This is a genomic window from Mesorhizobium sp. M7A.F.Ca.US.010.02.1.1 (assembly GCF_004023085.1).
Classification (GTDB): domain Bacteria; phylum Pseudomonadota; class Alphaproteobacteria; order Rhizobiales; family Rhizobiaceae; genus Mesorhizobium.
The window spans coordinates 155,507-175,064 of sequence record NZ_RZRV01000007.1 but is presented as its reverse complement, the minus strand read 5'-3'; the positions used below and the strand labels follow the sequence as shown (position 1 = coordinate 175,064).

Below are 19,558 nucleotides of genomic sequence, written 5' to 3'. Positions count from 1 at the left end.
AACAAAATAGCGCGCTGTTGCCGGCGCGCCCTAAGAATCACTGATAGGAAACCAGCGTTGCACCATTTTCATGGCTGAAATCTGGCTTCACGCCAAGCATGGCAGCTGAACGCCTGATGATATTGCCGGCCATGACCCCCGCATTTGCGGCCGCGACATCCGTCATGCCAGGCTTTTCCGGGTGCGGGGCATCGGCAATGGTAAACACCAGATACTGTGGATCGTCCATCGGGAAGGCGGCGACGAAAGTGTTGAAATTCAAGTCCTTGGAGTAGCGGCCATTGACGACCTTCTCGGCCGTTCCGGTCTTGCCGCCAACGCGGTAGCCGGGGACCCTGGCATTTCTGGCCGAGCCCTTCTCCGCGTTGAGCGAATAGAGGTAGCGCATGCCTTCAACGGTCTTTTCGCTGACCACCTTCTTGGCCGTGGCCATCGCTTCCGCCTGCGTACGCACCAGAAAGGTAGGGTTCATCAGGAAGCCGCCATTCATCAACGCCGCGCAGCCCACAGCCGCTTGCAACGGCGTCGTCGACACGCCATGGCCGAAGGCGATGGTGAATGAATTGACCTGTTTCCAGACCTTCGGTTCAGTTGGACGGGCAGTCTCCGGCAATTCGGTCTGCATCCTGTCCAGAAGGCCAAGGCGATGCAGGAATTCGCGATGCCCCTCGATGCCGACCATCTCGGCTTCCCTGGCCGACCCGATGTTGGACGAGTAGAGGAACACCTCCGGCAACGACAGCACACGGTTCTTGCCGTGGAAATCGTGAATGGCCTGATGGCCGACCCGGATTGGATGCGAAGCATCGAAGCGGCTCGCCATCGTCGCCTTGCCGGAATCGAGCGCCATGGCTGAGGTGAAGCTCTTGAAGGTCGAGCCCATCTCGTAGAGGCCCGCCGACATGCGATTCAGCCGGTCCTTGTCCTGTGCATTGTAGGGATTGTTCGGATCGAAATCCGGCACCGAGGCCATGGCCACCACTTCGCCGGTCTTGACGTTGAGCACGACGGCGCCGGCCCCCATGGCACGATAGCGCTCCAGGCCGGCGGCGATCTCGTCGCGCACCACATGCTGCACGCGCAGATCGATCGAAAGCTTTACCGGCTTGAGATCCTTGGCAATGGCAAGGCCCGATGCCTGCAGATCGCTCAGCCCCTGCTCGTCGACATATTTCTCCATTCCGGAGATGCCCTGGTTGTCGATGTTGGTGAGGCCGACAATGTAGGACGAGGTCTCGCCGCTCGGATAGAAGCGGCGCTTTTCGGTGCGGAAGCCGAAACCGGGAATGCCGAGTTGCATGATGTCGGACTGTTGCTTGGGCGTCAGCTGCCGCTGCAGCCAGACGAAACCGGCGCCGCTCTTCAGCTTATGGTAGGTCTGCTCATAGTCGATGTCCGGAAGCACCGTCGACAGCTTCTCGATCGCCTCGTCGGCGTCGACAATGCGGCGCGGTTCTGCAAACAGCGACGCCGTCTTGATATCCGTGGCCAGCACTTCGCCGTTGCGGTCGACGATGTCGGGCCGCGATGCCGTCACCCGGCTCTGCGGACCGCCCGACATGTCGGGGGTCTGGAAGCCGAGATAGACCAGCCGCCCTGATATGGTCGAGAAGATACCGAAGAACACCGCCATGGTCATGACGATGCGCGTCCTGCCCTTGCCGCCGGTCGTCTTGCGGGCGCCCTCGACCACGATCGATCCATCTTCACTCGTCCTGGCGCGACGCTTCAGCAGTTTGCCGATCATTGGGCGATGCCTCCGGTCACCACGGGATCCCTGCCGTCCGGCGGCGCGTTGCCACCCGAATTGTCGGCCATGCCTCCCTGGCGTCCCGACAGGATGTCCTGGATGTCAAGCGATTTGGCCGGCAGGTCGCCGATGCCGCCGATCTGGCGAGCGCTGACCGGCTCGAGTTCGAGCTGCGATTTGTAGAGTTCGGCGAGCTTCTGCAGCCGCGACGGCTGGGTAAGCAGGCTCCAGTCGGCCTTGAGCAGGTCGATCGTATCCTCCTCATAGCGTATCTGGGCATGGATCTTCTGCACCGCGGCCAATTGTTCCTCGGCCTCGCGCTTGGCCTTGTAGGTAAGGGCCGCTACCGCAACCATGACGGCGATCAGGACAATGTCGCTGGTACGAAACACGTGTTACCTCTCCCCCGGCCGGTCGATACCGGGAAGCTTTGGAAGGCCGAAAATCGAAAAAACACTGCCGCGCGCCGGCGCCTCGGTGCGGATCGCCGCGCGCAGCCTGGCCGAACGGGCGCGCGGATTGGCCGCCACCTCGGCGTCGCCGGCAGTCACGCCGCCGCCCGCCTTGCGGAACGTCGCGGTGCGCGCATGAGCCTCGGGCAGGTGACGTGAGCCGGTCGCAACATCGGCCCGGTCGGCGATGAAGCGCTTGACGATGCGGTCTTCCAGCGAATGGAACGTCACCACGGCGAGCCGACCGCCCGGCTTCAGCGCGCGTTCGGCCGCGAACAGCGCCTTGGCCAGTTCGCCAAGCTCGTCATTGACGAAGATGCGCAGCGCCTGGAAGACGCGCGTCGCCGGATGGATCTTGTCCTTCGGCGCCCGGCCGATATGCGTCTCGATGGCGTCGGCCAGTTCCAGCGTGCGTTCGAACGGGCGCTTTTCGCGGCGCGCCTCGATCATGCGGGCGATGCGTCCGGCATGGCGCTCCTCGCCGAGAAAGCCGAAGATACGGGCAAGGTCGCCCGGCTTGAAGGAATTGACGACATCGGCGGCGCTGAGGCCCGATTGCGCCATGCGCATGTCGAGTGGCCCGTCGGCGCGGAACGAAAACCCGCGCTCGGCCTGGTCGAGCTGCATCGAGGACACGCCGATGTCGAGCACGACGCCCTCGGCGCTCTCGACATGTTCGTCCAGCGTCGAGAACGGCGCCTGCACCAGCCGCAGCCGGCCGCCGGACTGCGCTTCCAGATCGCGCCCGGCATCGATTGCATCCGGATCGCGATCGATCGCCACAACCGAGGCGCCCGTCGCCAGAATGGCCCTGGTGTAGCCGCCGGCGCCGAACGTGCCGTCGATGATGATGTCGCCCTGCGCCGGCGCCAGTGCTTCAAGCACTTCGGCAAGCAGGACCGGAATGTGGCGGGCCGATCCGCCAACGGCGTGCCCACCTACGGCGCGAGGAAGGTCATCGCCGTGGCCTGCCGTCATTCCGGTCGCTCCCCAGGCTTCGTCCCCTGCCGAAGCTGCAAAAGCCGTGCCCGCGCCTGCGCCCCATAGGCGGCAAGCCGTCCCGGCTCCCAGATCTGAAAGAAATTGCCGCGCCCGACAAAGGCCACCTCGGCCGAAATGCCCGTGTGTTCGCGAAGGAAATCGCTCATCGTGATGCGGCCATCCTGGTCGAGTTTCAAGAAGGCTCCGTCGCCATGGCAGAAGAACGACATATCGTCCGCCGTCTGCAGGAAGGGATCCTCGAGCGCGATGCGCTGCTCGTAGCGGTCGAGCAGATCGAGCCCGCCGACATCCATCGCCGGCAGATCCAGGCAGCGTAGCGCATAGAGTTCCGAATAGCCGCGTTTCTGCACGACGGCACGGAAATGCGCGGGAACGGACACCCGCCCCTTCGCATCGATCCTGCTCACCGAGTTTGACAGAAACCGGTCCATTACACGCTACGGCCGCTTGCGCCGCCGCACCCCTCTCCATCTTGTCGCCGGCGCCGCCGCGGCGCCTTCCCTGGCCCGTATCAGTCTCGTCCGCACGGGCAAAAACCGGCAAACGCGCAGCCGCCGCGGCTGCCCGATTGGCGTACGCTTTACCCTGACACGGAACGAAGGCTTTGATGTCTGGATGGGATATCATGGGGCACTATGGGCGTCAACGGGATTAGGCTTCACAAACACGCGCGCCCGACCAATGAGAACAGCCTCGACGACACGTCTCGTCTTTATCGTCTATTAAGCCTAACGAAGCGTTTAGAGCCGCTTGGCCCAACCGGAGGCGCCTTGCCGCGCGCCGCTGCCGGGCATAGCGTCTCGCCACATCTCGTCGGTCGCAAACAGGGTTGGAAATTCGATGTCTGAAACAGCAAAGTCACGCGCTGCAGCACTTCCTCATCTGCGTCGCAGCGGGCTTGCCATGGGCGATTCCATTCCCCTGCCCCTGACCATGGCCGCCATTTTTCATGCGCCCGGCGACGCCACCGGCTTCAACCAGTATGGCCGCTTCAGCAACCCGACCTGGGACGCGGTCGAACATATGCTGGCTCATCTGGAGAGTGCGCCGTGCGTTGCCTTCCCTTCAGGAATGGCGGCAATCTCGGCGGCGTTTTTTGCCATGCTCAAGGCCGGCGACCGTATCCTGCTGCCTTCAGACGGCTATCACACGACGCGGGCTTTGGCCGATCGCTTCCTCAAGCCGCTCGGCATCACCTACGATGTCAGGCCGACCTCGACCTTCCTCGATGGCGGCTTCGATGGCTATCGGCTGGCGTTTGTCGAAACCCCTGCCAATCCGGGGCTGGATATCTGCGATATCGCCGCCGTTGCCGATGCTGTTCACAAAGCCGGCGCGATCCTTGTCGTCGACAACACGACCATGACACCCTTCGGCCAGCGGCCGCTCGACCATGGCGCCGATATCGTCGTTGCCGCCGACACCAAGGCACCCAATGGCCACTCCGACGTGCTGTTCGGCCATGTGGCCAGCCGCAATGCCGATATCATCGCCGCCGTGACCGGCTGGCGCGAAGTTTCCGGCAGCATTCCCGGACCATTCGAAGCCTGGCTGGTGCACCGCGGCCTGGAGACACTGGATGTGCGCTTCGATCGCATGTGTTCCTCGGCGGAAGTCATCGCGCGGCGGCTGCAGGGCCACCGGGCAATCAGCGGCTTGCGTTATCCCGGACTGGAAGGCGATCCGTCGCACAACCTTGCCCGCGCCCAGATGGAGCGCTTCGGCTTCCTCATCTCGTTCGAGCTCGCCTCGGAGGACAAGGCCGAGGATTTCATCAACAATTGCGCCTTGATGCAGGCCGCGACATCCTTCGGCGGCGTCCACACGTCCGCCGAGCGGCGCTTGAAGCGAGGCGATGCCGTTGCCGCCGGCTTCGTTCGCCTCTCGGTCGGCTGCGAGCCGGTGGACGAGCTCTGGAAGGCGATCGAGGCGTCACTGGACAAGATCGGCGGCTGACGAAACGGCTACGCGCCCACGTCATCGGCCTCGATGTTGCGCTTGCCATGCAGCACGCGGATTATTTCGATCGCGTCGTCATCGACCCGGTACAAGGTGAGATAGTCGCCAACGACCAGATGACGGATGCCTGGCGCGATGTCGTCGCGCGGTGCGCCTAAGAAGGGATAGGTGGCCAGTTGCCGCCACCGCGCCTCGATGCGATCGAGCAACCGATCGGCCGCAGCCTCGCTCTCGCGTGCAACATGAAGCCAGATCGCGATCAAATCGTCTTCTGCGCGCGCATTCCGGACGATGGGCAGCAGATTCATGCCGCGTCGTCAGATCGCAGGCGTCTCCTCGCTTCAGCCTTGATGTCATCCATTGACGCAAATCGACCAGGCCCGCTGTCGATCCCTTCCTGCACCAGCTTGCGCAATTCCTCGACCGTGTAGCCATGCAGTTCGCGCCGGTCTTTCCACTGTCTGAGCGCGTCGCGGATCACTTCGCTGGCCGATGCATATTCGCCGGCGGCGACTACATCGTCCACCGCCGCCGCCAGTTCCGGCGACAGCGTGATGCTGCGTTTGTCGACCTGTCCCATGAGAGGCTCCCGATGCTATCAGCTGATCCATGGTACGATTTAATCGCACCAGTTTCAAGCAATAGCCGGCCCTCGCTCGCATGGATGGATCGGTGAACAAACTTGAATCAGCAGGCGCGCCCGAGGGCGCAACCTGTTGATATCAAGAGACTTCTCTTCGATATCGCGGGAGAAAAAATTGCCAGCTGGCCTGTAAGCCGGGTTCTGTATGGCCCTCGCCCCTTGCGAGGCGAGAACGTGGCGGCCATTCATCTTGGGCGCATGTTGCCATGCGCCTCACGCAACCTACCCGGACGGTGAGCCGGAAACAGCCCTCGAGAGTTTCCCCTCGCACCGCCCCTATTCGGTCTTGCTCCCGGTGGGGTTTACCGTGCCGCTCCTGTTGCCAGTCGCGCGGTGGGCTCTTACCCCACCCTTTCACCCTTACCCCGAATCCGGCAAGCCGGATCGTGGCGGTTTGCTTTCTGTGGCACTTTCCCTGGGGTCGCCCCCGCCGGCCATTAACCGGCACCGTGTTTCCATGGAGCCCGGACTTTCCTCACCCACGACCTTTCGGCGTTTGCGGGTGCGGCCGCCCAGCCAGCTGGCAGAGCGTATAAAGGGGTTCACGCCCGAAAACGCAAACGAAAAAGCAGACTTATGCGGGCGATCCCAGCGCAGCCATCTGCACCTTCACCTTGCCGCAATAGGCTGCCGACACCGGGTTCATCCGCGTTGCGGCGTGGCCGGCATTGTATTTCAAAATCGTGCCGCAGGTCGTGCCGCCGCCGAGGCTCCGCGCCATGGCAAGGTATTTCATCCCGTATTTGATGTTGGTGTCGGGATCGAACAGACCCTTGGCGGAGCCGCTATAGCCCATCATCCGAGCCGTGGCCGGCTTGATCTGCATCAGGCCGATCTCGCCGGCGCCGCCGACGATGTTGGGCCGATAGTTGCTTTCGATCTGGATAACCGCCGAGGCGAGCGATACCGGAACGCCTTCGATCGCCGCATAGCGGGCAACGATTGCGGAATACTGCCCGCTGCTGGCCACCGTGGCCGCCGAGGCTGCCGCGTTCCGGACACCGATCGACGCCGTTGCCGTCATGTCGACGGTTTTTCGGCCACGCTTCGTCTGCTTTCTGGCGGACTTCTTCGGCTTGGACCAGCTTGCTTTTTCCATTTTCGCGGAAGCCCGCTTCGTCGCCTTGGCGTCCTGGCCTGCCTTGCCGCTTCTGGCCTGTGGGGCCTTGCCGCCTTTCGCGGATGCCACGACAGGCCCTTGATCGGCTCGCGGGCTGAGGGGCGCGGCATCTGCGGCACTGAAGGCAAAAGTCATTACGCCGGCAGCAAGAGCTGCCGTTAAAACGGTAAATTTCTGCATGTGATCCTGTTCTGTCTGAACCGCGCGAAGATGTTCGCGCAGCAACGCCTAACCAACGTCGGAACAACCCGGGGGCTTGGGGTCCGACATCTACACGTCAGCCGTTTGACGCCCGAATTGGTGTCAAACAAGGCCAGGCAAGTCACTTTGAGTGACAGCTTGTAACTTAAGGATTGGAAAGAATTGCTTGGAAGAGGCTTCCCGGGGGTCAGCGCCTCACGGAAGCAAGCAGCCTTTGCAGCGTCCGCAGCGTCGAGCCGTCGGCAACGCCGTCCACCTTGCGCGGCCGGAAATGACGCTGGAAGGCCTCGACCACCGCCTCGGTCTGCCGGTCGAAAACGCCGGATATTTCAACGCCATAACCGTAGAGCGCCAGCATCGACTGCAACGCTTCGACGTCGCCGCCGGTGTCGCCGGTTGTCAGAGTGGCGCCTCGCCTGACGGGTGCGGCCGCCACGAGATGACCGACACCGGCTTCGAACAGCGTCCGCCACGGAAACCTCTCGCCGGGATCGATCTTGCGCCCCGGCGCAATATCGGAATGCGCGAGTACCCGCTCGGCGGCGATCGAATGCCGACCGGCGATCCCACGGCACAGCCCGATCACCGCATCGATCTGCCGCCGGGGAAAACCGGGATAACCCAGCGAATGCCCCGGATTGACGATCTCGATGCCGACCGAACAGGAATTGATGTCGGCCCGTCCGAACCACGAACTCTTGCCGGCATGCCAGGCGCGGTCGCTTTCCCTGACCATCTGCACGATATGGCCATTCTCGTGGACGAGATAATGCGACGAGACCTCGCTGGCCGGGTCGCAAAGCCAAGCCTCGGCCCCGGCGCCGGTCGCCATACCGGTGTAGTGCAGCACGATCATGTCAGGCCTGGGCGTCTCGCGCCGCGGGCCGAAATTCGGCGATACCCTGACTTCGGCACGTGGCTCGTCGGGCAGAAAGCCGCTCATGCGTGGCGCAGGCCCCGCTCGATCATCTCGTAGGCGGCGTTGATCGCCGCCACCCTGGTGGTCGCGATCTTGATGAATTCCTGAGGCAGGCCGCGCGCGATCAGCCGGTCCGGATGATTGTCGGAAACCAGCTTGCGATAGCGCTTCCTGACCTCTTCGAACGGCTTGCCGCGCTCGATGCCAAGCACGACATAGGGATCCCCGGCGCCGAGATTGACGTGCCGCGCCATGATGGCCTCGTAATGCGCTTCGTCGATGCGGAAAATCTCGGCGATGCGGTGCAGGAAGTGGCCTTCGCGCTCGTGCACCAGCCCGTCGGCCTTGGCGATGTGGAACAGACCGTCGAGTATGTCCTCCAGCATCACACAATTGGAATGCCCGGAACCGCACATCTGCGCCATCCGCTCGGCATAGGCCTCGAAACCGGCCACGTCGCGCTGGGCGAGATCGAACAGACGCGCCACATTGCGCGTCTCCTTCGGCGGCACTTCGAATATTTCCTGGAACGCGCGCACCTCGTCCTGGGTGACGATGCCATCGGCCTTGGCCATCTTGGCCGACAGCGCGATCATCGCCACCGAAAAGGCGACACGCCGGCGCAAATCCGCATCGCCGGCGAAAACCGTGCGCACGGCCTCGACCACGTCGGCGACACCCGACGAGGCTGAGGATGAAACGCGGGTGATGAATTCGCCGAGGCGATCCCAAATCGACATGGCCTGCTTCTTAGAGCCACCGCCCGCTCCTATCAAGCCGGGACAGTGCCGCAGGCTTTGCGCGACAAATCGATCGGACTCGAACGCCACGGCGCTCGGACAATATGAAAAAGGCCAGCGCGAGCCGGCCTTTCTCATTCATCACACGAAGTACTGCTTGCTCACTACTGCGCGGGCGCAGGAGCTGGTGTTGCCGGAGCCGGCTCGGCAGGCTTCTCGGGTGTGATGCTCTTCGTGGTCGAATTATCCGTTGCCGGAGGCGTCGCGGCCGGCGGCGTGGCTTCCGGGGTAGCCGGCTTCATCGGTTCCTCGGCGGCCGGCGGATTGGTGCTCTGGGTGGTCGTATTGTCCGTGCCGCTGTCACTGCAGGCGGCGACGCCAAGCAAGGCCAGAGCGGAAACGGACGCGAGAATGAGCTTTTTCATTTTGTCTCTCCTTCAACACACGCTCACGTTGCCGTGAGCGGTCGAAGGACAAATGCGTCAGACGACCATGAGTTTCGTAACGTTGCGTTTCGACATGTAACATCGTCTGGTTCATTTGCGATTGCCGCTCAGGCCGTGGCGAACTAACAGCATGTGCACCACCGATCGAACAGAAGAGCGCCAGGGGCTGTCATGACCGAAAAATGGGATTTCTGGATCGACCGCGGCGGCACATTCACCGATATCATCGGCCGAGATCCGGAAGGCGGGCTGCACCCGCGCAAGCTTCTCTCCGAAAACCCCGAAGCCTATAACGATGCCGCCATCCAGGGCATTCGCGACCTTCTCGGCTTGTCAGTCGGCGACACGATCCCGAGCGGCCTGATCGGCGACATCAAGATGGGCACCACGGTCGCCACCAATGCGCTGCTGGAGCGCAAGGGCGACCGCGTGCTTTTGCTCATCACCAAGGGCTTTCGCGATGCGCTGAAGATCGCCTACCAGGCGCGCCCCGACATCTTCGCCAAGGAGATCATCCTTCCCGAACAGCTGTACGAGCGGGTCATCGAAATCAACGAGCGCGTGCGCGCCGATGGCCGCGTCGAACAATTGCTCGACATCGCCGCCTGCCGGCCGGCGATCGAACAGGCCAGGGCCGATGGCATCGATGCGGTCGCCATTGTCTTCATGCACGCCTGGAAATACCCCGACCACGAGAAGGCTGTGGCGAAAGTCTGCCGCAAACTTGGTTTCAGCCAGGTCTCGGTCAGCCATGAAGTCTCGCCACTGATCAAGCTGGTCGGCCGCGGCGACACCACCGTGGTCGACGCCTATCTGTCGCCGATCCTGTCTCGATACGTGCAAAGGGTGGCGGGAGAGTTGGGCGTGGCGCCCGGCCAATCGCCTCGCCTCATGTTCATGATGTCGTCGGGCGGTCTCACCGCCGCCGACATGTTCCAGGGCAAGGACGCGCTGCTGTCGGGGCCCGCCGGCGGCGTCGTCGGCATGGTCGAGACGGCCAGGCTCGCCGGTTTCGGCAAAGTCATCGGCTTCGACATGGGCGGCACCTCCACCGACGTCGCCCATTATGACGGAGAGTATGAGCGCGCCTTCGACACCGAGGTCGCCGGCGTGCGCATCCGTGCGCCGATGATGCGCATCCACACCGTCGCCGCCGGCGGCGGCTCGATCCTGCACTATGAGGCCGGTCGCTTCCGGGCCGGACCGGATTCGGCTGGCGCCAATCCCGGCCCGGCAGCCTACCGGCGCGGCGGCCCGCTCGCCGTCACCGACGCCAACGTCATGCTTGGCAAGCTGCAGCCCGATTTCTTTCCGGCAATATTCGGACCCGGCCAGGACGAACCGCTCGACGTCGAGACGGTGCGAGCAAAATTTGCAACACTTGCCGCCGAAATCGGCGATGGCCGGTCGCCCGAGACTGTCGCCGAAGGGTTCGTCACCATCGCCGTGGAGAACATGGCCAACGCCATCAAGAAGATCTCCGTCCAGCGCGGCTATGACGTCACCGAATATCTCCTGAACTGTTTTGGCGGCGCCGGCGGCCAGCACGCGTGCCTGGTCGCCGATGCGCTCGGCATGGAAGCGGTGCTGATCCATCCCTTCTCAGGTCTGCTGTCGGCCTATGGCATCGGCCTGTCCTCGGTCTTTGCCTCGCGCCAGCAGGCGCTGCTGAAACCGCTTGCCGAAGAGTCCAGAACGGAGATCGGCAACCTCATTGCCATCTTGAGAAAAGCCGTCATCGCCGAGCTCGCGGCGCAAGGCATCGGCGAGGATGCGGTCGCCACCAAGCCCGTGCTGCACATTCGCTATGACGGCACCGACACGACACTGCCGGTGAATTTCGAGGCGGATTCGATTTTCCAGGCCAGGCGCGATTTTGAAATCGCCCACAAGGCGCAGTTCGGTTTCGTCTATGACGACAAGCCGATGATCGTCGAGACCGTCGGCGTCGAAGGCACCGACACCGGCGGCACCGGGCGCGACGAAACTGAATCGCGAACCGAAGACCTTGCCGTAAGCCCTTCGCAAACCCGCGAAATCTTCACCGAAGGAGAGTGGCACACTTCACCCATCTTCCGCCGCGAGGCGATGAAGCCGGGAAACAGGATTGCGGGACCCGCCTTGATTATCGAGCCGAACCAGACAATCGCCATCGAGCCGGGCTGGCAGGCCGAAATCACCGCCAGGAATCATGTGCTTCTGCGCCGCGTCGAGAAAAAGCGCCGGCAGGCAGCGCTCGGCACCGAGGCCGATCCGGTCATGCTGGAGGTCTTCAACAATCTGTTCATGTCGATCGCCGAGCAGATGGGTGTGACGCTGCAGAACACCGCCTATTCGGTCAACATCAAGGAAAGGCTGGATTTCTCCTGCGCCGTCTTCGATCGCACTGGCGCGCTGGTCGCCAATGCGCCGCACATGCCGGTACATCTCGGCTCGATGGACCGCTCGGTCGAAACCGTCATCCGGCTGAATTCCGGCGACATCCACCCCGGCGACGTCTTTGCCCTCAACGCACCCTACAATGGCGGCACGCATCTGCCCGACATCACCGTGGTGACGCCGGTGTTCGACGACGCCCAACGCGAAATCCTGTTCTGGGCAGCCTCTCGCGGCCATCATGCGGATATCGGCGGCACGGCACCCGGCTCGATGACGCCGCTTGCCACCACGGTCGACGAGGAAGGCGTGCTGTTCGACAATTTCCGCATCGTCGATCGTGGAAAATTCCGCGAGAAGGAGCTGGAAACGCTGCTCACCGACCACCGCTACCCGGCCCGCAATCCGCACCAGAACATCGCCGACCTCAAAGCGCAGATCGCCGCCAACGAGAAGGGCGTCGCGGAACTGCGCAAGATGGTCGCGCATTTCGGCCTCGATGTCGTCGAAGCGTATATGGGCCATGTCCAGGACAATGCGGCTGAAAGCGTGCGCCGCGTGCTGGAGCGGCTGCCCGATAGTTCGCAGTACGAATACCCGACCGACACCGGCCAAATCATCAAGGTGAAGATCACGGTCAACCGGCAAAAGCGCGAGGCGACCGTTGACTTGACCGGCACGTCGCCGGGCATGAAGAACAATTTCAACGCGCCCGAACCCGTCGCCCGAGCGGCCGTGCTCTATGCTTTCCGCGTCATGGTCGAGGACATGATCCCGATGAATGCCGGCTGTCTGCGGCCAATCAACATCATCATTCCCGACGGCTGCATGCTGAAACCCGCCTACCCCGCCGCCGTCGTCGCCGGCAATGTGGAGACCTCGCAGCATGTCACCAATGCGCTGTTCGGCGCCATGGGCGCCATGGCCAACGCGCAAGGCACGATGAACAACCTGACCTTCGGCAACAAGACCTACCAATACTACGAGACGATCTGTTCCGGCTCGCCCGCCGGCCAGATGAACTCGGGCCGCGGCTTTGCCGGCACCTCCGGCGTCCACACCCACATGACCAACTCGCGCCTCACCGACCCGGAAGTGCTGGAATTGCGCTTTCCCGTGCTGCTCGAGGATTTCCACATTCGGGAAAACTCCGGCGGCAAGGGCAAATGGAGCGCCGGCGACGGCACCAAACGCACCATCCGCTTCCTCGAAAAGATGGAATGCGCGATCCTCTCCTCGCACCGCAACCGCCCGCCGCAAGGGCTGGACGGAGGCGGCGATGGCGAGGTCGGCTCGACCAAGGTCCGCCGCAAGGACGGCACGATCGACATGCTGAAAGCCTGCGACCAGACCGTGCTGCAGGCCGGCGACGCCGTCATCCTGACGACGCCGACGCCGGGCGGGTTTGGCAAACTGTAAGGAGGCGTCAACAGGCTGTCACCGGCCTGTCATGACCCTGAGCTACCCGCTTGCGGCAAAGCAAATGGGGAATCATCTTGCCATGACGGACGTTTCCGCTGATCTGGTTTTTCGCCGCGGCAAGGAAGTTGGAAAGGCCGTCTACCAGAACCGCCCGCTGTCGAAGGCCGGCATTTCGGAGCGGCTGTTCGCCTTCCTGTTTTCCGGCCTCGTCTATCCGCAGATCTGGGAAGACCCCGATGTCGACATGGAGGCGATGCAGCTTGGCCAGGGCCACCGCGTCGTCACCATCGCCTCCGGCGGCTGCAACATCCTGGCCTACCTCACGCGCTCGCCGGCCCGGGTCGACGCCGTCGACCTCAACACCGCGCACATCGCGCTGAACCGCATGAAGCTGGAGGCGGTGCGCCATTTGCCATCGCAGGGCGACCTGTTCCGCTTCTTCGGCGCCGCCGACACCAGCCACAATTCGAAAGCGTATGACCGTTTCATCGCGCCGCATCTCGATCCGGTCAGCCGTCACTACTGGGAGCGCCGCAACTGGCGCGGCCGCCGTCGCATCACTGTGTTCGACCGCAATTTCTACCAGACCGGCCTGCTCGGCCTGTTCATCGCCATGGGCCACCGCACGGCAAAATTCTTCGGCGTCGACCCTGCCGGCATCATGCAGGCCAAGAACATCGGCGAGCAGCGCCGCTTCTTCAACGAGGAGTTGGCGCCGGTCTTCGACAAGAAGCTTTTGAAATGGGCGACGTCGCGCAAGGCCTCTCTGTTCGGCCTCGGCATTCCGCCGGCGCAGTACGATTCGCTGATCACTTCTGGCGACGGCACCATGGCCAGCGTGCTGAAAGCCCGGCTGGAAAAGCTCGCTTGCGATTTTCCGCTGGAGAACAACTATTTCGCCTGGCAGGCCTTCGCCCGGCGCTATCCGAACCCCGGCGAGGCTGCCCTTCCCGCCTATCTCGAAAAACAGAACTACGAGACCATTCGCGGCAATGTCGACCGCGTCGCCATCCACCATGCCAATCTGATCGAGTTCCTCGCCGGCAAGGACGCAGGCGCGGTCGACCGCTTCGTCCTGCTCGACGCTCAGGACTGGATGACCGATGACCAGCTCAACGCGCTGTGGGCGGAAATCACCCGCACCGCATCGGCCGGCGCCCGCGTGATCTTCCGCACCGCCGCCGAACCCAGCCTGTTGCCGGGCCGAGTCTCCAGCTCGCTGCTCGACCAGTGGGACTATCAGGACCAGGCTTCGCGCGAATTTTTGGCCCGCGACCGCTCGGCCATCTATGGCGGCTTCCACCTCTACGTGAAGCGTGCGGCATGAGCACGACCGAGCTGCCGGCCAACCATGCCGAATTGATGGACGGCGTCTACCGCTGGCAGCGCCACATCTACGACCTGACCCGCAAATACTACCTGCTTGGCCGCGACCGGCTGATCGCAGGGCTCGATGTGCCCGCCGGCGGCACCGTGCTGGAACTCGGCTGCGGCACCGGCCGCAACATCATCCTGGCCGCGCGTCGCTACCCCGACGCCCGCTTCTTCGGCCTCGATATTTCAGCCGAAATGCTGGAGACGGCCAGCGCCGCGATTGCCCGCGAGGGCCTGCTCGATCGTGTCACGCTCGCCCAGGGCGACGCCACGGCATTCGATGCCAGGGCGCTGTTCGGACGCAATAGCTTCGATCGCGTCTTCGTGTCCTATTCGCTGTCGATGATCCCCGGTTGGGAAAAAACTGTGTCGGCAGCGCTTGCCGCCCTGTCGCCGAACGGTTCGCTGCACATCGTCGATTTCGGCCAGCAGGAAGGCCTACCCGGCTGGTTCCGGACCTTGCTGCGCGGCTGGCTGAAAAAATTCCACGTCGCGCCGCGTGAATCGTTGCGCGAAGTGCTGGAATCGGAATCTCGGCGAACCAGCGCAAGCTTCCGTTTCCGCACGCTTTATCGCGGCTATGCCTGGCTGGCGGTTATCAAGATAACTTCCTGAATATTGCCGTGGGAAAGGCACATAAAGGCGAAGCAGCCACGATCCGTTGGATAAACGTTGCCTTATGACCCCGAGAGCGGTACACTATCTCACATGCATGGAAGCATGTGGTGATCATCGGCTTCAGGGATGAATGGCTGCGGGCCTTCTTCGTGGAAGACACCCATTCTCGCAACATTCCGTCCGATCTCGAAAGCCGTTTGTTCTGCAAGCTCCAGATGATTGACGACGCGATGATCGATCAGGATTTGCGTGTGCCGCCCAGCAATCATTTCGAGAAGCTGCGTGGCATTCTCGAAGGCTTCCATTCAATACGCGTCAACAAGCAATGGCGGCTGATCTTCCGCTGGGACGGCGGCCGCGGTGAGGCGTCGGACATCTATCTCGACGACCACAGCTATAAGTGAGGTGAGAACATGTTGATGACCGCACGCAAGCCAGCAACGGTTGGCGAAATTCTCACGGAAGAATTCATGCAACCGCTTGGCCTTACGCAGGCAGCTTTGGCCGAGGCGATGGGGGTCCAGCGCAAACATGTGAACGAATTGTGCAACGACCGCCGCAACGTGACGGCGGCGACCGCGCTCATTCTGGCACGGGTGTTCGGCAACAGCCCGGATTTCTGGTTGAACGTACAGCGCCGCAGCGATCTTTGGCAGGTCATGAACTCGCCCGACGAGCGGGCGCGGGTTGATCGCGCCAAGCCTTTGGCGACAGCTGCATAGACAAGAGTTACGGCGCGCTAGTCTAATGTAACACCTTGATTAACGCCGCCACCATCGTCTGCGGCCGGTAGCCGAGCTTGGCCGGCGTTAGCCCCAGCCGCACGACCACCAGTTGCTCCGAGGGAATGATGGCTACCGTCTGCCCGTCATGACCTTCCATCCAGTAGGTGTCCTTGGGCAGGCCTGCGGCGACGCCGGCGCCGGGGTTTTCCTCATCGCCAGGGGCCTCGATCCACAACTGGCCCTTGCCGTAGACTTTCGAGGCAGCTGCCGGCTCCCGCATCCAGTCGACGAAGCCGGCCGGCAGGATCTGGTTGCCGTTCCACACCCCGCTTTGCAGCAGGAACTGGCCGAAGCGCGCCCAGTCATGGGCAGTCGCGTAGAGATAGGATGAGCCGACGAAGGTGCCTTGCTCGTCGGTCTCGAGCACCGCACTGTGCATGCCGAGCGGCTCGAACAGCGCCGTGCGAGGCCACGTCAGCGCCTTGGCCTTGTCGCCGATCGCGTCCTGCCAGAGGCGCGACAGCATCACCGCCGTGCCGCTCGAATAGGAAAACTGTTTGCTGACCTCTGCAGCCAGCGGCTTGGATTCGGCGAAGCCCGCCATGTCAGGTTCGAGATAGAGCATGCGCGTGACGTCGGCGACGTCGCCATAATCCTCGTTGAACTCCAGCCCGCTCGACATCGCCATCATGTCGGCGAGGCGGATGGCAGTGCGGCCGTCCGCCTTCCACGGCGCAAACAGGTTTTTGTCGTCGAAAGCCATCTTGCCGTCCTTGACCAGCGTGCCGACGATGGCGGCGTTCACCGTCTTGGTCATCGACCAGCCGAGCAGCGGCGTCTTGGCGGAAAAGCCATCGCCGTAGCGCTCGCCGACGACGCGGCCATTCTTGACCACCACCACCGCGCGCATGCCGGTGCCGGCCAGCGCCGCATCGTCCAGCAGCTTGGCAATCACCGGATCCTGTGATGCCTCGACGCGCTCGCCTTGCGGCCACAGGTCGCCCATGGTGGCCGCCGACGGCTCCGCTTGGATCGCGGTCCGCCGCGCCTTGCCTACATCGCCGTCCGGAACCGAAGCGCAGCCCAGCCCGTCACGGGCGACGGCGATGCTCTTGCCGAGGAAGCCGAACAGGCCCGCCGACACCGTTCCCCTGTTCTTGTCCACCGAAACCCGCATTAGCCGCAGCAGGGGATGCCCGGGCGCCTGCACGTCGACGGCAAGCACCTCATTGGGATCGCGGCCGGCAATGAAGACGTTCGAACAGACGATCTTGGCCGAGTAGCCCGAGCCGACCCTGATCAACTCCGGCGGCGCGATATAAAGCCAGGCAAAAAGGGCGGCGATCGCCAGAACGATCAGGCCAAGCAGCCATTTGACGATCTTGACCACGATCCGCATTTATTTCCTCCGGGCCCTGCGCGACCCTTATGTCATCGATTTGCCGCCATTGCTTCCGCAAATCACAATGCTTGTCGAGCGCCATCAACGGATTATCAACCATGATGGGCGATCACAGGATATGCTGAGCGATGCTGTGGGGCGATCGCTCGGAGGGGGCCCGATCACAAAACCGGCCATCAGTGTATAGACCCATCAGCGACCGGCTGAATCCGGCTCGGGAATTGCGATGCGCCGTCTTGCGGGCCTCATCATGCTGACGCTGCTTGGCGCCTGCTCGACCGTGGACGATCTCTCGCCGCTGTCGCCGTCCGCTTCGAGCAGCCCGACGGTTGCCGTGCGCGCGCCGCGCTTTGCCGATTCCAAACCGCATGAATGGGAAAGCGGCGCGCCGTGGAACTATGCCGTCCACGGCACCGATGTTTCCAAATACCAGACCTCGGTCGATTGGCCGGCGGCCAGGGCCAGCGGCATCTCCTTCGCCTTCATCAAGGCGACCGAGGGCGGCGATCGCTTCGATGAATACTTCAACGAGCATTGGGCGCACACGAAGGCCAACGGGATTCCGCGAGCCGCCTATCACTTCTACTATTTCTGCACCCCGGCTGCCGTGCAGGCGCGCTGGTTCATCCGCAACGTCCCCGTCGATCGCTCGGCAATGCCGCCCGTCCTCGACATGGAATGGAACCCGCAGTCGCCAACCTGCAGGCTGCGTCCCGACGCCGCCACGGTGCGCGCGGAGATGACCACCTTCCTCGAGATCGTCGAACGGCACTACGGCAAAAAGCCGATCATCTACACCTCGGTCGACTTCTTCGACGACAACGGGCTGGCGGGGTTCCGCGGCTATCCCTACTGGCTGCGTTCCGTCGCCGGCCATCCGCGTGAGAAATACGGCAGCCACCCCTTCACATTCTGGCAGTACACCGGAACCGGGATCATTCCGGGTATGACCGGCAAGGCCGACATCAACGTCTTCAACGGCAGTGAAGCCACCTGGAACAAGTGGCTGCGGCAGAACACCCGTTGACACCGGGCCTGCCGCCTGCTTTTCGACACAGCCAGCGGTGAAAAGTGCAACCGCCAGTAATTCAGGGCGTTGGGCTTCCGGGGAGCACAACAACTGCCCGCTATTCGTTTCGAGAGGAAGCTGATGCGACTGCGTTCCAAAGTCCTCGCGGCTGCGCTGACCCTGTGCGCCACGGCCTTGCCGGCGATGGCGCAGGAATGCGGCGGCGACTTCGAATCCTGGAAGCAGGGCGTCGCTGCGGAAGCCAAGGCGGCTGGCGTAGGTACAGCGGGTCTCGACGCCCTTGGAGCGGCAACCTTCGACGACAAGGTGTTGGCACGCGACCGCGCCCAGGGCGTCTTCACCCAAACCTTTGTCGAGTTTTCCAACCGCATGATCTCGGCCTATCGCCTGAAGCAAGGTGCGGCAAACCTGAAGAAATACGCCGACGTCTTCGCCCGCGCCGACCAGCAGTTCGGCGTCCAGGCGCCGATCATCGCCGCTTTCTGGGCGCTGGAGACCGATTTCGGCGCCGTGCAGGGCGACTTCCACACGCTGAGCGCCCTGGTGACGCTTTCCCATGATTGCCGCCGGCCGCAGCTCTTCCGGCAGCAGCTGGTGCCGCTTCTGGAGCTGATCGATCGCGGCGTGCTGCCGGCCGATGTCAGGGGCGCCTGGGCCGGCGAGATCGGCCAGACGCAGATCCTGCCCTCCGACTATCTGGCACGCGGCGTCGACGGCGACGGCGACGGCAAGATCGACCTGCGCGGCAGCGTGCCCGATGTGATCATGACCACCGCCAACAAAGTGCTGTCGCGCGGCTGGAAACGCGACCAGCCCTGGATCCAGGAAGTCCGCGCGCCCGAAGACATGCCGTGGGACCAGACCGGCCGCACCAACAAGCTGCCGCTGTCGCAGTGGGCGCAATGGGGCGTCACCTACCCTAGCGGCGCGCCGCTGGTCGACAACGGCCTGAAAGCAGGCCTGGCGCTGCCGATGGGCCGCAAGGGGCCTGCCTTCCTCACCTACGACAATTTCGACGTCTATCTCGAATGGAACCAGTCCTTCACCTATGCGCTGACGGCAGCCAACCTTGCCGCACGACTCGCAGGCGCGCCGCCGCTCGACCCGCGCAATCCCGAAACCGGCCTCAACAACGAGCAGATGAAGGCGTTGCAGACCAAGCTGGAAGCCAGGGGCTACGATGTCGGCACTGTCGACGGCATTTTGGGTACCAACACCCGCGAGGCGATCCGCAAGGAGCAGATGCGGCTAGGCCTGCCGGTGGATGGCTGGCCGACGCCGGAGCTATTGGGGAAATTTTAGGGCAGTAGGCAGTAGGCAGTAGGCAGTAGAAAATTACTCCGAAAGCCGTGCCTGCCACCCCTATTCCCTATTCCCTA

Annotated in this window: 19 protein-coding genes and 1 other RNA gene; 8 read left to right on the top strand and 12 right to left on the bottom strand. The window is 63.1% G+C overall.

Going from position 1 to position 19,558, the window contains the following annotated elements:
• Positions 1 to 37 precede the first annotated feature (37 nt).
• Genes EOA19_RS10245 through mraZ form a run of 4 tightly spaced genes read right to left on the bottom strand, consistent with a single transcriptional unit; the run spans position 38 to position 3,635 of the window.
• Complete coding sequence (locus EOA19_RS10245; RefSeq protein WP_128303490.1) at positions 38 to 1,747, bottom strand: penicillin-binding protein 2; 1,710 nt, start codon at positions 1,745 to 1,747, stop codon at positions 38 to 40.
• The gene (locus EOA19_RS10240) at positions 1,744 to 2,142 is read right to left on the bottom strand and encodes a hypothetical protein (RefSeq protein WP_128303489.1); all 399 of its coding nucleotides are present in this window, start codon (positions 2,140 to 2,142) and stop codon (positions 1,744 to 1,746) included. Before EOA19_RS10240 ends, EOA19_RS10245 begins: the two co-directional genes overlap by 4 nt.
• Positions 2,143 to 2,145: 3 nt before the next feature.
• A complete protein-coding gene (gene rsmH, locus EOA19_RS10235) occupies positions 2,146 to 3,180 on the bottom strand; it encodes a 16S rRNA (cytosine(1402)-N(4))-methyltransferase RsmH (protein ID WP_128303488.1) in 1,035 nt (344 codons plus the stop codon).
• Complete coding sequence (gene mraZ, locus EOA19_RS10230) at positions 3,177 to 3,635, bottom strand: division/cell wall cluster transcriptional repressor MraZ (RefSeq protein WP_128303487.1); 459 nt, start codon at positions 3,633 to 3,635, stop codon at positions 3,177 to 3,179. The genes rsmH and mraZ overlap by 4 nt, the downstream gene beginning before the upstream one ends.
• 409 nt (positions 3,636 to 4,044) lie before the next feature.
• On the opposite strand from mraZ, the gene EOA19_RS10225 reads away from it, so the two are divergent.
• Complete coding sequence (locus EOA19_RS10225) at positions 4,045 to 5,160, top strand: cystathionine gamma-lyase (RefSeq protein ID WP_023813150.1); 1,116 nt, start codon at positions 4,045 to 4,047, stop codon at positions 5,158 to 5,160.
• Between the two features lie 8 nt (positions 5,161 to 5,168).
• Here the strand turns inward: EOA19_RS10225 and EOA19_RS10220 are convergent, their stop codons facing one another.
• The 7 genes from EOA19_RS10220 to EOA19_RS10190 form a co-directional block, all read right to left on the bottom strand.
• Positions 5,169 to 5,471, bottom strand: coding sequence for a type II toxin-antitoxin system RelE/ParE family toxin (locus EOA19_RS10220; protein ID WP_128303486.1), 303 nt, complete (start codon positions 5,469 to 5,471; stop codon positions 5,169 to 5,171).
• Positions 5,468 to 5,743, bottom strand: a complete 276-nt coding sequence (locus EOA19_RS10215) for a type II toxin-antitoxin system ParD family antitoxin (protein WP_128303485.1) — start codon at positions 5,741 to 5,743, stop codon at positions 5,468 to 5,470. The genes EOA19_RS10220 and EOA19_RS10215 overlap by 4 nt, the downstream gene beginning before the upstream one ends.
• Before the next feature lie 177 nt (positions 5,744 to 5,920).
• Positions 5,921 to 6,330, bottom strand: an RNA gene (rnpB, locus tag EOA19_RS10210) — RNase P RNA component class A.
• A gap of 50 nt (positions 6,331 to 6,380) precedes the next feature.
• Positions 6,381 to 7,106, bottom strand: a complete 726-nt coding sequence (locus EOA19_RS10205; RefSeq protein WP_023813152.1) for a lytic transglycosylase domain-containing protein — start codon at positions 7,104 to 7,106, stop codon at positions 6,381 to 6,383.
• Positions 7,107 to 7,314: 208 nt separating this feature from the next.
• On the bottom strand, positions 7,315 to 8,070 hold the full coding sequence (locus EOA19_RS10200; RefSeq protein WP_128303484.1) for an N-acetylmuramoyl-L-alanine amidase: 756 nt from the start codon (positions 8,068 to 8,070) through the stop codon (positions 7,315 to 7,317).
• Positions 8,067 to 8,786 (bottom strand): DnaJ family molecular chaperone, encoded by a 720-nt coding sequence (locus EOA19_RS10195; RefSeq protein WP_128303483.1) that lies wholly within the window; start codon positions 8,784 to 8,786, stop codon positions 8,067 to 8,069. The genes EOA19_RS10200 and EOA19_RS10195 overlap by 4 nt, the downstream gene beginning before the upstream one ends.
• A gap of 164 nt (positions 8,787 to 8,950) precedes the next feature.
• Positions 8,951 to 9,211, bottom strand: coding sequence for a hypothetical protein (locus tag EOA19_RS10190; protein WP_081734943.1), 261 nt, complete (start codon positions 9,209 to 9,211; stop codon positions 8,951 to 8,953).
• A 192-nt stretch (positions 9,212 to 9,403) separates the two neighbouring features.
• Here EOA19_RS10190 and EOA19_RS10185 point away from each other — a divergent pair, with 192 nt between their 5' ends.
• The 5 genes from EOA19_RS10185 to EOA19_RS10165 all read left to right on the top strand — a co-directional run bounded on the left by EOA19_RS10185 (position 9,404) and on the right by EOA19_RS10165 (position 15,744).
• Positions 9,404 to 13,027 (top strand): hydantoinase B/oxoprolinase family protein, encoded by a 3,624-nt coding sequence (locus EOA19_RS10185; RefSeq protein WP_128303482.1) that lies wholly within the window; start codon positions 9,404 to 9,406, stop codon positions 13,025 to 13,027.
• Positions 13,028 to 13,058: 31 nt separating this feature from the next.
• On the top strand, positions 13,059 to 14,357 hold the full coding sequence (locus EOA19_RS10180; protein ID WP_128303481.1) for a DUF3419 family protein: 1,299 nt from the start codon (positions 13,059 to 13,061) through the stop codon (positions 14,355 to 14,357).
• The gene (locus EOA19_RS10175; RefSeq protein WP_128303480.1) at positions 14,354 to 15,019 is read left to right on the top strand and encodes a class I SAM-dependent methyltransferase; all 666 of its coding nucleotides are present in this window, start codon (positions 14,354 to 14,356) and stop codon (positions 15,017 to 15,019) included. The genes EOA19_RS10180 and EOA19_RS10175 overlap by 4 nt, the downstream gene beginning before the upstream one ends.
• A 110-nt stretch (positions 15,020 to 15,129) precedes the next feature.
• Positions 15,130 to 15,426: a type II toxin-antitoxin system RelE/ParE family toxin gene (locus EOA19_RS10170; protein WP_128303479.1), complete on the top strand. Its 297-nt coding sequence runs from the start codon at positions 15,130 to 15,132 to the stop codon at positions 15,424 to 15,426.
• Positions 15,427 to 15,435: 9 nt separating this feature from the next.
• A complete protein-coding gene (locus EOA19_RS10165; RefSeq protein ID WP_023813159.1) occupies positions 15,436 to 15,744 on the top strand; it encodes a HigA family addiction module antitoxin in 309 nt (102 codons plus the stop codon).
• 22 nt (positions 15,745 to 15,766) lie between these two features.
• Here the strand turns inward: EOA19_RS10165 and EOA19_RS10160 are convergent, their stop codons facing one another.
• A complete protein-coding gene (locus EOA19_RS10160; protein WP_128303478.1) occupies positions 15,767 to 17,146 on the bottom strand; it encodes a serine hydrolase in 1,380 nt (459 codons plus the stop codon).
• 229 nt (positions 17,147 to 17,375) lie between these two features.
• Between EOA19_RS10160 and EOA19_RS10155 the strand changes: the two genes are divergently transcribed.
• Together EOA19_RS10155 and EOA19_RS10150 are read left to right on the top strand one after the other, a co-directional pair.
• Entirely contained in the window at positions 17,376 to 18,176 is an 801-nt protein-coding gene (locus tag EOA19_RS10155; protein WP_127296027.1) for a GH25 family lysozyme, read from the top strand.
• Positions 18,177 to 18,299: 123 nt separating this feature from the next.
• Positions 18,300 to 19,481 (top strand): lytic murein transglycosylase, encoded by a 1,182-nt coding sequence (locus EOA19_RS10150; protein WP_128303477.1) that lies wholly within the window; start codon positions 18,300 to 18,302, stop codon positions 19,479 to 19,481.
• Positions 19,482 to 19,558 lie beyond the last annotated feature (77 nt).